This is a genomic window from Spongiactinospora sp. 9N601, from assembly GCF_044326295.1.
Lineage (GTDB): Bacteria > Actinomycetota > Actinomycetes > Streptosporangiales > Streptosporangiaceae > Spongiactinospora > Spongiactinospora gelatinilytica.
On the sequence record NZ_JBIRBB010000005.1, the window covers coordinates 63814 to 78855 of the forward strand.

The 15042-nt window shown below is 73.0% G+C and carries 2 protein-coding genes; both read left to right on the forward strand.

Features of this window, described 5'->3' with window-relative positions; translation table 11 throughout:
• Positions 1-90 precede the first annotated feature (90 nt).
• Positions 91-12966, forward strand: a complete 12876-nt coding sequence (locus ACH34R_RS12685; RefSeq protein ID WP_397561575.1) for a hemopexin repeat-containing protein — start codon at positions 91-93, stop codon at positions 12964-12966.
• Positions 12966-15041 (forward strand): hypothetical protein, encoded by a 2076-nt coding sequence (locus ACH34R_RS12690; protein WP_397561576.1) that lies wholly within the window; start codon positions 12966-12968, stop codon positions 15039-15041. Before ACH34R_RS12685 ends, ACH34R_RS12690 begins: the two co-directional genes overlap by 1 nt.
• Position 15042 lies beyond the last annotated feature (1 nt).

Genomic DNA, 15042 nt, shown 5'->3' on the forward strand with positions numbered 1-15042 from the left:
GGGCGAGATCTGTCTTTTCGGTAAGTAGGCGTATTCGTTCATCTTCGGGATCATGAGGCGCCGTTCCGGAGCCGCCTGCGGGAGATGAGCATGGTCAATGAGGGATCGTCGCCGGACTACACGCGTCTTTTCGGAGAACTCCGCTTTCCCGAGCAGGACGACGCGCGGTCGGTCTGGTCGCCCGCCGCGTACTTCGTGGAACTGCTCGGGCTGCTGGAGGGGTCGTTCGACCGGCCGGAGCTGCTGGAACGACGGCCCGATCTGAAGCGCATCGTGCTGGACTCCGACAACACCTTCACCGAGACCCCCTATCTCGACATCGTCAACGAGGTGCTGGAGCGCCTTGTCGGGAACGATCCATACGAGACGCTGCGGCAGACCTCCTATCCCTTCGGGCTGCCCTTCTCGCTGAAATCCGAGCGGCTCCGGGTGTGCCTGGAACAGATGAAGGTGACGCCGGAGGAGTTGTACCGGCTGTTCGCCACGCGCGTCGATCACGATGTGGCGGCGCGGGAATACCTCAAGCTCACCCCCGAGGACGTCGTGGCCGTCACCGAATCGAGCACGGACGCGGCGGTGCTCGGGGAGCGGTACGGGCTCGCGCCCGGCGAGACGCTCGCGGTGCTGCGGGACACGCGCAGGTTCACCGAGACGACCGGGCTGGACCACGCCGGGCTGCGGGAGCTGGCCGGGCTCCCCGGGCAGGGCGGGCTCGTCGTACTCGACGACGAGGAGACCGGGCTCTCCCCCGCGGACGGCGGCGACGGCCTGCCGCCGGTCTGGCTCGACCGGGCGCACCGGCTGATCCGGCTGGCCCGCCGTACCGGAACGTCGCTCACCGATCTCGACCTGATCCTGACCTCCTGCGCCGGGGGCCGGCTGGACCTGGCGGCGCTGCGCGCGGTCGCGGCGGCGGCGCGGCTCGGGCAGGCGCACGGGCTCGGCGCGGAGGAGGTGTGCGGGCTGGTCGCGCCCTGGCGTCCCGGAAAGAACGCGCAGGTCGAGGTGTGCGCGGGCGACATTCTCGCCCCCGCCAACCGCGACTACCGGTTCCGGCTGGCGGAGCTGATCGACGTCGCCGAACCGGACATCGCGCAGATCGTCCGGCGCTACCGGGAGCACTACGCGGCCCGTGAGCCGAGCCCGTTCGACCGGGGGGAGGTCGGGCTCGCGGAGATCTCGCTGCTGCGCCGGGCCGGGCTGCTCGCGACGGCGCTCGGGGTCGGTGTGGACGAGCTGTTCGACGTGCTCGTCGTACTGGAGGGCGATCCCTCGCTCCAGCGCTACACCACGTTCGCCGTCCTCGGCGAGCCGGGGCCGGAGATCCACGACATGCACCGGGTGCTGGAGGGCGGCGTCGCAGAGCCGGCGCTGTGGCTGGCCCAGACGCTGTTCGCGGTCGTGGGCTGGATGGGGACGGCCGGGTTCGACAGCGCGGAGCTGGCCGAGATCCTGGGCGGCCGGCCCGATCCCGGCACATCGGACCTGGCCGCGCTGTTCCACCGGCTGGGCGGCGAACTCGACGGCGTCGCGCTGTCCCCGCGGGCACTGACCTCGGACCGGTTCGGCGAGCGGGCCGCGCAGGTGGTCCACGACGTGCTGGTGGCCTTCGACGAGGGGGTGGTGGCGGCCGTCGGAAGCCGGCTGCTCGAAGTCGACCGGGCCAAGGCCGAGGCCGCCGCGTACCGGGCGGTGACGGACCTCGGCACGATCTTCCCCTCGGACTTCAGGGGGCTCGGCCTGGGCGACCGCCTCCAGGGCAAGATCTTCCGCAACCTGGTGTACCGGGGCGGGCTGCGCGCCGACGGGACACTGGTGGCAGGGACACCCGATGACCTCGCGGGCGACTTCGAGCCCTGCCGCGAGGCCCTGTTCGAGGCCATCGCCGCCACGGTGAACGGCGCGGCGGCGTTCTACCCGTCCGATCTGGAGGGGCTGGAGGGCATCGGAACGTACCAGCGCGCCGAACTGTACGACAACCTCGTGTTCAACGGCCACCTCGACGAGCAGGGCGAACTCCTCGACCCCGACTTCTTCCTCGACCCGGGCAACGCCGCCCGCTTCGCCGTCAACGTGGACCTGACCGAGGCCGCCGGCCCGGTCGCCCGCCTCGTCCAGGAGCGGCTGGACCGGTTTCGCACGGACGCCCTCCCGCTCGACCCGGCGGCCCTGGCCGGACTGCGGCTCACCGATGCCCAGATGACCCGCCTGCTGGCGAGCCTGCGGTTCAACGGGCACCTCGACGCGGACGACCGCTACACCGACCACGTGGCGCTGCTCGACATCGCCCCGGCCGATTTCGGGCTGGCCGCGGAGTTCGCGGTCCTGCGCCCGGCCGTACTCGCCGCGCTGCGCGGCCAGATCGCGGCCCACCGCACCGCTCTGACCACCTTCGCCGCCGAGGACTTCGCCGGCCTCGCCGACGACATCGCCGCCACCAGGGTCTTCGCGGCGCTCGACGGCGTCGTCCTGGCGGGCGGCCGGGTGATCGACCCGCCGGCGTTCGACGACCCCGACGGCACCATCGCGCTCGGCCCGCGGTTCGGCGTCGCCGACCAGCGGCTCGTGTTCGACCGGATCGCCGGGGTGCTGCGGGATGAGGCGCCCTACCGGCTGGACCCGGCGGCGCTCACCCGCCTCGGCCTCACCGACGAGCAGCGCGCCGCGCTGCTCGGCCACCTGGTCCAGCAGGGCCGGATCACCGACCGGTACACCGTGCCGCCCGCCTGGCTGGGCCATTTCGCCAGTGCCGACAACTCGCTCGCGTTCGAGCTGCCCGGCATGGCGGACTACGCCCGCGATGTCTTCTTCCTGCTGCACGACGTGGCGAAGGAGCTGACGGCCGCCGTCGCGGAGATCGCCGACCGGCTCGACGCGCTGGCCGCCCGGCAGGACGCGACGCTGCACGCCTGCCTCGCCGACGTGCTCGGCCTCGACCCGGCCACGGCGCGGGCGCTGTGCGGGGCGGTCGCGGGCGGCGAGCGGGAGGCCCGCCTGCTGTTCGCGGCCCCCGCGCTCGACGCGCCCGAGCCTCCTGACGACCCGCGGCTGCGGGCGGCCCACCGCCGGATCCGCCGTTTCGGGCTGCTCGCCGCCAAGCTCGGCCTCGACGCCACCGAGGTACGCGCGGTCTTCGCCGACCAGGACCTCGCCGGCAAGTTCCCCGAACCGCTGACGCTGCCGCCGGGCGTCAACCGCGTCCAGGCCCTGCTCGACGCGGGCGACGGCACGATCCTGCTGTTCGGCGACGACGGTGGCTACTGGACCTACGACGCCGCCACCAGGGCCCGCACCGCCGAGGCGCGCCGCCCGCTCACCGACCTGTCGCCGCGTCTCGCCGCCCTGGCGACCGTGGACGCCGCGTTCGTCCGGCACGGCGTCGCCTGGCTCCTCGGGCGCGACGCGGCGGGCGCGGCGCTGACGTTCACCCGCGAACCCGGCGGCACCCGGTGGGCCCCGAAGGCCCAGACCTGGGGAAAGGCGGGCGACGCCTTCGCGGGGATCGACGCGGCCTACAGCGACGCCGACGGCCGGATCCACCTGTTCTCCGGGGGCCGGTACGTGCGCTACTCCACCGGCGACTACTCGGCCGTCGATGACGGCTACCCGCGCGACATCGCCGAGTGGCGCTCCCGCGAGGGGCTACCAGGTGCGAACGAGAGGATCGACGCCTGCTTCCAGGACGCCGACGGCGTCGTGCACGTCTTCAGCGGCGACCGCTGGATCACCGCGGCGGGAGAGCGGCCCATCGCCGAGTTCTGGGGCCGGGACGCCCCGGCCACGGACCCCGGCCGCATCGACGCGGCCTACACCACCGATTCCGCCGTCCACCTCATCGCGGGCGGTCAGGTGCTGCGCTACTCCGACAGCCTCGAAAACCCCGGTGTCCGCGCCGACGAGGGCGCGCCGCGCCGCCTCCAGGGCGTCCCGCCGCAGTTCGAGAACGGGGTGGAGGCCGCGTTCACCGACCCCTCAGGGGTGCTGCACCTGTTCAAGGACGGCCGGACGGCCGCCCTCGACGGCACCGGCGCGACCGTCGAGGCGACCGCGGAACGCTGGGGCGTGCTCGGCGGCCCGGCGCCGGGCGGCCGGATCGACGCGGCGTTCACCGGGCTCGACGGCCGCACGTACCTGTTCACCGGCGACACCTACGTGCGTTACTCCACCGCCGACTACTCGGCCGTCGACTCCGGGTTCCCGCGCGCGATCGAGGGCGACTGGGGCGGGCTGACCCGGGTGGAGGTGTCGTTCGTGATGGACGGCCGCACCTACCTGTTCGGCACCGGGGGCGTGCTGCTGGAGTTACCGGACTCCCACCAGGCCGACCTGGACGCCGGACGGCTCACCCCCGCGCTACGCCTGCTCTTCCAGGAACACGGCCTCACCCTCACCGGGATCGCGGGCGGCGCGGCGCGCTGGGAGCTGGCCACCGCCGAGGGCGTCACGGTCGCGGTCGCGCGGGAGGGGCGCAGGCTGAAGGCGCGTTCCGCCGACGGCTCCCGCTGCTACGTGCGCTACTCCACCCGCGACTACCGCACCCCCGACCCCGGCTTCCCCAAGCCGCTGTCGGACAACTGGTGGAACATGCCCGACAGCATGCTGTCCCAGCCGGTGGACGCGGTGTTCACCGGGCGCGACCAGCGCACGTACCTGTTCGCGGGTGACCGGTTCGTCCGCTTCGACGCGGCGCACCGGTGGTGGTCGGAGCCGATGGCGCTGCACGAGAAGTGGGAGAGCATCCCTTTCGACCGGATCGACGCGGCGTTCGTCGGCCTGGACGGGCGTACCTATCTGTTCTCCGGCGACCACTACGCGCGTTACTCCACCGCCGACTACACCGAGATCGACGACGGCCACCCCGCCGCGATCTCCGGCCTCTGGGCCCGCGTCACCAACAACCTCGCCCGCACCGGGCGGGTGGACGCGGCGTTCGTCCTCGACGTCACCGAGCGGGCCGACGGCGTGGACGTGCCGCGCACCCGCACCTATCTGTTCTCCGGCGACCAGTACGTGCGCTACACGGGGACCGCCCTGACCACGGTGGACCCAGGCTACCCGCGCCACGTGTCCACGCTGTCCGGCGAGCCGGGCCTGGGCGCGCTGCCGGTGCGGCTCGACGGGGTGGACGCGGCCTTCTCCGACCGGCGTACCGTCTACCTGTTCCGTGACGGGGTGTGCCACGCGGTGTCCACGGCGTCCTACCGGCGCTACGACGACCTGCCGGTGGGCGACCTGCGCTGCGCCTACGTCGAGGACGGCTCGATCGTGGCCGAGACCGGGGCGGGCTGGCGGCGGCTGTCGGCGCTGGAGGGCCGCGCCGTCGCGGCGACGCCGTACCGGCCGCGCGCGCTGCGCACGGTGCCGGAGCGGTTCGGCACGGGCCTTTCCGCCGTGCTGAACGGCACGGACGGCACGACGTACCTGTTCAGCGGGCCCACCTGCTTCAACACCGAACTCGGCCGCGACTACCCGATCGCCGAGGAGTGGGGCCGCCCCCGTGACGTACTGCGCGAGACCGGCGCGGTGGACGCCGCGTTCACCGGCCGCGACGGCAGGACCTACCTGTTCAGCGGTGACCAGTTCGTCGTGCAGGCCGCGGGCGCGTCGGTCGCCGACGGCGACCCGCGGCCGATCAGCGAGCACTGGGGCGGCCTGGAGAGCGTCGCGCTGGCCTACGTGCACCGCGACCGGACCCGCCTCTACAGCAGGCCCGACGCCGATGGGCTGGTACGCCATGTCGTCTACTCCGGCGCCTCCTACGCCACGCCGGACGACGGCCACCCCGCCACCGTCCACGCCTCCGCCGTCTTCCCCGGCGCGCCCGGCGGGTTCGCCTTTCCCGACGCCGTGCTGGCCGAGGGGACCGGGCTGGTGCTGCTGGCGGGCCGGAACTGCGTCTCCTACGACGACCGCGCGGGCCACTGGTCGATCGTCCGCCCGATCGAGCGGCTCTATCCCGGCTTCGGCCACGACCCGCACGACTCCGGCGAGCTGCGCTCGGCGCTGCGCGCCGCCGACGGCGCCACCTGGTTCTTCTTCGGCGACACCTGCGCGGCCTTCCGCGACGGCGCGTTCGGCCCGCGCGTGCCGGTCAGGGACCAGTGGGGGCGCTCCCCCGACCCGTTCCCGGCCCCCGGCGGCACGATCGACGCGGCGTTCGTGTGGCGCGGCCGGCACACCTACCTGTTCTCCGGCGACCGGTACGTCCGCTACACCGGCGACGCCTACCGTGACATCGACCCCGGCTACCCCAAGCCCATCGCGGGCGGCCTGCGCACCGAGGAGCCGTTCGCGCGGCTTCCGGAGTCCTTCGAGGACGCCCTCGGCAGGCCGATCGACGCGATCGTCGGCAATGACCGCACCATCCATGTGATCATCGGCGGGGTCTGCCACACCGTGTCGCCCGCCCTGTCCGCCTCCTTCGCGCCGGGCGCCCTCGGCCGGGCCCGTGACAACCTCGCCGAGACCGGCAGGGTGGACGCCACGCTCGTCGCCGACCGGCGGATCTACCTGTTCTCCGGCGACCAGTACGTCCGCTACTCGGGCCCCGGGCACGCCCACATCGACGACGGCTACCCGCGCGCGCTCGGCGACCTGGCCGCCGAGCTGGGCCTGCCGCCGCTGCCGCCCGCCTTCCAGGACGGCCTGGACGCGGCGTTCACCGGCCGCGACGGCGTCGTCCGGCTGTTCCGGGGCGGCCGGTGCCTGTCCGGCGGGACGGTCACGCCGGTGAGCGGGAACTGGGGGGTGGTCCGCGACTCCTTCGGCGCGGGTCCTCCCGACGCGGCGTTCACCGCGCCGTCCGGCGAACTTTACGTCTTCAGGGGCGGCCGGTACGCCCGTTATCCGGCGGACGGCGCCCTCGACCATGTCGAGCCCGGCTACCCCAGGGCCGTCCGCGGCGACTGGGGCGACGCGCCGCCCGACTTCGAGAGCGGCCCCGACGGCGCCTTCGTCCTGGACGGCCGCACCTACCTGCTCAAGGGCGAGCGCTACCTGCGCTACTCCGGCTCCTACCACCTGGTGGACCGCACCTTCCCGCAGAGCTTCCGGCACCGCTGGACGGGGACCGCCGACTATCGGCTGAGCGACGTGCACACGATCGTCCGTTTCGCCGCGCTGTGCCGTACCACGCCCGCCGGGCTCGCCGGGTTCTTCGTGGACGGCGCCGAGGACCCCTACGCCTATCTGGCCGAGACGTTCGCCCGGCCGATCGACGAGGTGCGCTGGGCCCGGCGGAACATGGGCCTGCTGCGGGCCGGCACCAGCGAGGAGAGCCTGTTCGAGATCGAGTTCCTGCTGACCCTGGTGGACCTGTTCGCCGCGGCCGGCAAGGTGGGCACCGGCGTCGCGGAACTGTACGACGTCTGGGCGAAGATCCACGGCTCCGCCCCGGACCTCGACGCGGCGGCGGACGCGCTGCACGGCATGCTCCAGCGGCGGACCGCCGCCCAGGAGTGGCCGAAGGTGTCCGGTCAGACGCGCGACCGGCTGAACGTCCTCAAACGCGACGCGCTGGTCGCCTGGCTGACGCCCCGGCACGGCGACTCGCGCGCGCTGTACGAGCGCTACCTCATCGATGTGGACATGGGACCCGCGGGCACGACCTCGCGGGTCCGCGAGGCCATCGCCGCGACCCAGCTCTACCTCCAGCGATACCTGCTCGGCCTGGAGACCGTCGCGCTGCCCGAGGGGGCCGACCCCGAGGAGGTACGCGACCGGCTGCGGACCTGGTGGACGTGGATGCGCGGCTACCGGACCTGGGAGGCCAACCGGAAGGTCTTCCTGTACCCGGAGAACTACCTGCGCCCCGAACTGCGCGCCCGCAAGACCCCGGCGTTCTCCGCCCTGGAGAGCGACCTGCTCCAGGGCGACATCACCGCCGACGCCGTCCAGGCCGCCTACAAGCGCTACCTGGACGAGTACACCGAGGTCTCCCGGCTGGCCATCGCCGGAGGCTATGTCTACCGGCCCGAGGAGGCCGCGCCCGAGGTGCGCCGCCTGGTGCTGTTCGGCCGCACCCGCACGGACCCGCCCCGCTACTACCACCGCTCCGCCGAGTTCCGCGACGGTGACAAGCTGTCGGCCACCTGGGAGCCCTGGCTGAAGGTGGACGTGCAGATCGCCGCCGAGCGGGTCCACCCGGTACACGCCTTCGGCCGGGTGTTCGTCTTCTGGGCGGTCGTGGAGCCCACCCCCGCGGGCGATCCGTCGGCGGCCACCGTGGTCGTCACCGCGGGGTCGGACGGGCGGCAGCAGGTCGACGCCCCGCCGCCGCGGTACCAGGTGAAGATCTACTACTCGTTCCGCAACCTGAGCGGCGAGTGGCTGCCCGCGCAGGTGCTCGCGGTGGACGCCGAACGCGAGGGCCTGATCGGCGACGTCGGGCTCTACGTGCAGGCGTCGCGGAAGGTGCCCGGCGTCAGCGGCCACGACGCGATCGTCGTCCGGTGCGCCTACACCTACGGCGGAAGCGCGGTGGAGTCGGCGTTCACCCTCACCCCGGAGCTGTACGGGCTGCCCGCCCTGGGCACCGTCGCCCCGCCCCGGCCCGCCGACCTGGACCGGCTGTTCGACGAGCCCGCCGTCACGGCGATCACCGAGGACGACGTCGTCCGGTTCAACGCGCCCGCCGACAGCCAGGACGGCCGCTGGTTCAGCGTGGACCACAAGGGCGGCAGCTTCCTGTGCCGTCCCGTCGCCGCGCCCGGCCGCCCGGAACCGCTCCAGGCGTTCAAGGCCAACACCGACCGGCTGCCCACCACCTGGGACCGGGTGGACGCCGCGTTCCGCCTCACCGACGGCACCCTGTACTTCTTCGACGCCGCCGGCGGGGTGTTCATCGCCGTGCCGCCCGGCAAGGTGACCTCGCAGCAGACCCGCAAGCGGGTCGCCGAGCGGTTCGGCGTCGCGGGCACCGCTCTGCTGCGCGACGGCCGGGTGGACGCCGGTGTCGTCCGCGACGGCGTGGTGTTCCTGTTCGCGGGCGAGGAGTACTACCGCTACTCGGCGACGCCCTTCGGCACGCTCGACCCCGGCTACCCGAAAAGGCTCGCGGACGGCGGCGGCGACCGCCTGCCGGTCGCCTGGACGAAGATCGACGTGGCTTTCACCATGCCGGACGGCACCGAGGTGCTCTACTCCCGGGACCGCGACCAGTTCACCGCGGCGGGCGGAGCCCCGCGGTCGGCCTCCGCCGCGTGGGGGGTGACCGGCCTGGACCGGGTCCACCAGAACGACGACGCGACCTTCCTGGTCCACGGCGACCGGTACGTGCGGCTGAACGCCGACCTCACGGTGGAGTCCACCTCGCACGAACTGGCGGGCAACACCGACCAGGTGCCGCTCCAGGCCGGGCCGGGGCCCGTGGTGCGCGGCGGCTCGATCGAGATCGTCTTCGACGACGACCGCGGCACCTACACGGGAAGCGGGGACGGGACCACGCGCGACCTGGGCCGGGTCGCGACCAGGTTCTCCGAGAGCGGCGCGGTCACCGCCGCCTACCTCGCCGACGGCAGGCTGTTCCTGGTCGGCCCGGACGAGTACGTCCGGTACACCCTCGCCGACGGCGGGACCACCATCCCCGACCACATCGACGCGGGCTACCCGCGCAAGACGGCCCAGCCGATCAGGGGCGTGCTGACCCGCGGCGAGCGGCGGTACGCGTTCGGCCCCACCGGCTACGCCCCGCTGCCCCCCGGCTGGGAGCCCGGCACGCCGCTGACGTTCCTGCCGTACGAGGGCAACTGGCGCGCGCTGCCCGCCGGGTTCCCCGGCGACTTCACCGGCCTGCTGGAGGGCGACACCGCCGTGTACCTGTTCCTCGGGCAGAACTACGCGGCCTACCCGGCCGGCGACGCCGTGCCGCGCCCCTACGAGATCGCCGCGCTGCCGACCGAGCTGATCCGGCTGACCTCCAGCACCGCCGCCGAGCTGAACCGGCGGCTGCTCGCCGGTGGCGTGGACGCGCTGCTCGACCCCACCACGCAGGAGCTCGCGGAGCTGCCCGCCTTCAGCGCCACCGTCTCCGACGCCAAAACCGTGCGGGTCAAGCCGGAGCCGGCGGCCAACGTCCCGGTCAGCTCCTACCTGGACTTCGACAGCGCCAACGGCCTGTACTACTGGGAGATCTTCTTCCACGCGCCGCTGCTGATCGCCCAGGCGCTGAACGGCGCGCAACGCTTCGAGGAGGCCGGGCGCTGGTACGAGTACGTCTTCGACCCGACCACACCGGCCCGCTACTGGAGGTTCCTGCCGTTCCTCGCCGCCGACGTGTACGCGCTGGTCGCCGAGTGCCGCCAGGATCTCGCCGAGCTGGGGTCCGGCGCGCTCGAATCCCTGCTGTCGCCGATCCTCACCGAGCTGACGGCTCTCGCGCCCGCCTTCCGCCGAGCCCGCGACCTCACCACCGACGAGCTGGACTATCTCACCCACCTCGCCGGCACCGGCCTGGACGAGGTCAGGGCGGCGCTGGCGGCCGAGCCTCGCGGGGCCGCGCTCGCCGAACGCGTCGCGATCATCGGCGGGCTGCGCCGGCAGTACAACTCGATGGGCGACCGGCAGTCGCTCATCCGCGCGTACCTGAACGACCCGTACGACCCGCACGCCATCGCCGAGCTGCGGCCCGACGCCTACCGGCGGGCCGTCGTCATGGCCTACATCGACAACCTGCTCGACTGGGGCGACATGCTGTTCGGGCAGTACACCGCCGAGACCATCGACGAGGCGCGGATGCTCTACATCTACGCCTACGACCTGCTCGGCCCGCGGCCTGTCACCCTCGGCCCGGCGGCGCTGCCGCCCGCCGGACCGTACTCCCCCGAGCTGGGCGACGGGCCGGTCGAGACCGGGCACCTCACCGCCGAGGGCGCGCTGCTCAAGGACGCCGGCGCGGTACACGCGGGCGTCGCCCACCCCTACTTCTACGTGCCCGGTAACGAGCGGTTCATGGAGTACTGGACGCGCGTGGAGGACCGGCTCACCAAGATCCGGGCGTCGCTCGACATCATGGGCGTCAGCCGGCCGATCCCGCTGTTCGACGCGCCGCTCGACGTCATGGCGCTGGTACGGGGCGCGGCGGGCGGCGGCGCGGCCGACGTGGCCGCCGCGGCGGCGGCCGGGCCGGTGCCCGCCCACCGGTTCGAGGTCGTGTACCAGCGGGCCCGCGACCTGGCCGACCGGCTCCGGCAGCTCGGCGCCGACCTGCTCGACGTCATCGACCGCCGCGACAACGAGGAGCTGAGCCGCCTACAGAGCCGTCAGGACGGCGAGATCCTGGCGCTGACCACGCAGATCAAGGAGACCGAGGTCAAGATGGCCGAGGAGGGGCTGGCCGAGGCCCGCGACGCCAAGATCGCCGCCGAGAACCGGGTCGCCTACTACAAGAAGCTCGTGGACGAGGGGATCTCGCCGCTCCAGGAGGCACAGCTCGCGATGCTGGTGGCGGGCGCGGCGGCGCAGTTCGTCTCCAGCGGGCTGAAGATCGGCGCGGCCGTCGCCTCGGGTGTGCCGCAGGCCCTCGTCGGGCCGTTCATCATGGGCACCTCGGTCGGCGGGGACCAGGTCGGCAAGGCCCTGGACGTCGGCGCGGACGTCGCCGCCGGGCTCGGCCAGGGCTTCGGCATGGTGGGCGAGCTGCTCGGCGTACGGGCCGATCAGGAACGCACCGAGCAGGACTGGCGGTTCCAGCTCGACACCTGCCGCTCCGATGTCGTGCAGCTCGGCCACCAGGTCACCAGTGCCGAACTCCAGCTCGCCCTCGCCCGGCGCGACCTGGAGATCCACAAACGGCAGATCACGCACCTCGCCGCCGTCACCGACTTCCTGACCGCGAAGTTCACCGGGCCCGAGCTGTACGGCTGGATGGTCGGGCAGGTGTCCGGGATCTACTTCCAGACCTACCGGATGGCCCTCGACACGGCCCGCGCCGCCGAACGCGCCTACGAGGCCGAACGCGGCACGGCTCCGGGGATCGTCAGCGCGACGTACTGGGACTCCCGGCGCAAGGGCCTGCTCGCCGGGGACCGGCTCGCGTTCGACCTCGACCGGCTCGGCCAGGCGTACTTCGACTCCGGCGAACGCGGCCTGGAGATCACCAAGCGGGTGTCGCTGCTCCGGCTCGACGCCGCCGCGCTGCTGGCGCTGACGAACGAGCGGCGCTGCGAGTTCGCGCTCACCGAGACCCTGTTCGACCGGGACTTCCCCGGCCACTACCGGCGGCGGATCAAAACGGTGAGCGTCGCGTTCGTCACCGCCGACGGCCCCGTCGCCGCCAACGCGACCCTCACCCAGATCGACAACAAGACCGTGCTCTCCCCCGACCCCAAGGCGGTGCGCTTCCTGCTCGACCCCAAGGGGTCGCCGCCCGCGAGCCTGCGCGGCGACTGGCGTCCCGGCCAGCGGATCGCGCTGTCGGAGGTCGAGGACGGGCGCGAGGACGGCGGCCTGTTCGACCTGCGGTACGACGACGACCGCTACCTGCCGTTCGAGGGGACCGGCGCGGTGTCGCGCTGGCGGTTGGAGACCCGTACGCCCCCGGCCGGGCTGCTCGACGTGGTGATCACCGTGCGGTACACCGCCGAGGACGGCGGCGACACCTTCGCCACCGCGGTGCGGGGCATGCTCAAGCCCTACCCTTCCGCGCTGTTCCTGGACGTCGCGGCGCGGTTCCCCGAGGCGTGGGAGGAGTTCACCACGGGCGCCGAGCTCAACCTGCCGATCACCCCCGACCTGTTCCCGGGGATGTCGGGACGACAGGTCACCGGGGTCATCGCGCAGTACGGGCGCGCTGACGGCGAGGCGCGTTTCCTGCTGCACGGCGACCCGCGGCTCGCGCTGAACGCGGGCAGGCTCGTCCAGACCCCCGGCCTCACCGCGGGGGGCCGGCCGTGGCGGCTCACCGCCACCGGCGACCCCGAGGCCCTGGCCGGTTTCGCCCTGATCCTGCTCTACCGAGCGATCCCGTGATGAAGCGCAAGCGACCGATCAGCGACCGCACCAGGGCGGTACACCATCCCCCGGCCGCAGGCCATCCCGGCTCACCGGTCCGGCTCGGCGCGAGCAAGCGCAGCCGGCCCGCCGCCCCGAAGGTGGAGCTCGTGCCGCACGTCGTGGTCAGGGACGGCACGATCACGCACATGGAGTTCGGCCACGCCCGCACGCCCTCGCCGTTCGGCGGCCCGATGGGCGACCACACCAGCGCGTGGGCGAGCGTCGTCGATTCCCTGCACGCCTCCCTGCACGGCAGACCGGTCGCGGAATCGGTACGGACGCTGCGCGAGAGGCAGCGCGACGCCGAGGCGTGGCGGCCCGGCGACGACTCGACCGGCGGGAAACTGTGGCGGACCCTGGACCCCTCCGAGCAGGAGAGGCGCGAAGGCCCGCTGGAACACTACTCAGGTCAGGTACACGACCTGCTCGACCAGGCCGAGCGCGCACTGAGCGGCCCGGACACCGCCGATCAGGCACCCGGGCTGCTGGCCCGGGCGATCGGCCACCACCTCGCCTACGGCAACCTGCTGCCCTACACCACCGTGCCCGCCCAAGGCCAGACCGGCTCGAAGGGGTCGGGCGAGGGGGCGGCGCGCACCGCCGTACTGAAGGTCGAGCGGCACCCGGACGCGCCTTTCTCGGCCGCCGGGACACGCGAGAACCTGTGGAAACTGTTCTCAATGGAGGCGGCGGTCCGCGAAGCCGACGTCGAACGCGTCGTCGCGCCGGAGCGGACGAAGGGCGTCGTGGACGACATCAAGAAGGCCAAGGAACTGTCGGACCGCGTGTCCGGTCTCATCCAGGCCGGCGATCGGCTGAAGTTCGCCGGCCAGGCGGACTCGATCATCACGGCCGCCAGGAATCTCGCCGCCCATGACACGGGGTACCGGGACCTGCACGACATGACGGCGCAGGTCATCCAGACCGTCCGGGCGGTGCAGGACCTGGCGGTTGACACGAGACCCATGAATCCCAGACTGCTCAAGGAGTACCAAGAGGCGCTGGACAGAAGAAGCGGCGCGCTGGACTCTCTGAAGGAGTCGCTGGACGTCACCGCGGACCAGGCGCTCGAAAAGAGCGCTCTGATCCTCGCCCACCTGCTGTACAAGCACCAGACGACCGTGGCCACGGCCTACCCCAACGCCGTGGGGAGGTCGGACTTCCTGACGGCCGACGCGGCCGAGGCCGCCGCGCGACGGCTACGCGACCACTTGGCGGCCGATCCGGGCAACGACCCGGCCGCGATCACGCGGCTGACCAAGCGGGCCGAGGAACTGCACGCCGCCCTCGAACCCCGGCCGCAGGTGGCCGCCGACAGCGGGTGGGCGGCCGATTCGGCCACCGGCGACCTGGTCGTCGCCTTCAGCGGCAAGGAGCTGGTCGTCCAGGGCAGGGCCGCCGCGCCACGGGGGGTGGGCGGTCACGGTTCGCACACGACGGCCTGGATGTGCGAGGTGGACGCGGTGCGGAGGATGCTGACCGTGTCCGGCAAGGAGCGGATCGCGGCCAGGCTCGGCACCGAGACGACCAAGGCCCTCGACGGTGACCTGATGAAGAAGCTCGCGGCCCTGCTGCCCGCCGAGCAACTGGAGGGCGGGCAGCTTCCGGCCGTCTTCGACGCGGCGGCGAGCGTCCTGGCGGCCGGGTCCCCCGAGGAGTCGATCAAGGCGTACCTGGGTTTCAGGAACCTGCTGCCCTACGCCACCGTCGACGCGGGAAGCCGCGATGGGCACGGCGAGCGCCGCGGCGCGAAGGCCAAGGCCCTGTTCGACGAGGAATCCCTCCAAGCCGCCATCGACCAGAAGAGGCTGGAGTTCGAGGACTCGCGCCGCGGCGCGACGATCGCCGCGATGCGGGAGGCCGCCCACGCGCTCACCACCCTGCTCCCGCGATGGACCGGCCCCGTCCGGCGAGCGGCCACGACCACCGCCGCCGCCCTGACCGAACCCATCGACACCGCCGCCCTCGCCGACACGATCATGTCCGTCCGCCGCGCGGAGCATCGGCGGATATACAACCTCGCCGAAGTGGGCCCACCCTCTACCAAGTGAC

Bases quoted from the DNA above. Each gene is read 5' to 3' on its own strand.
- ACH34R_RS12685 (WP_397561575.1), top strand. From the start codon at position 91: ATGGTCAATGAGGGATCGTCGCCGGACTACACGCGTCTTTTCGGAGAA.
- ACH34R_RS12690 (WP_397561576.1), top strand. From the start codon at position 12,966: ATGAAGCGCAAGCGACCGATCAGCGACCGCACCAGGGCGGTACACCAT.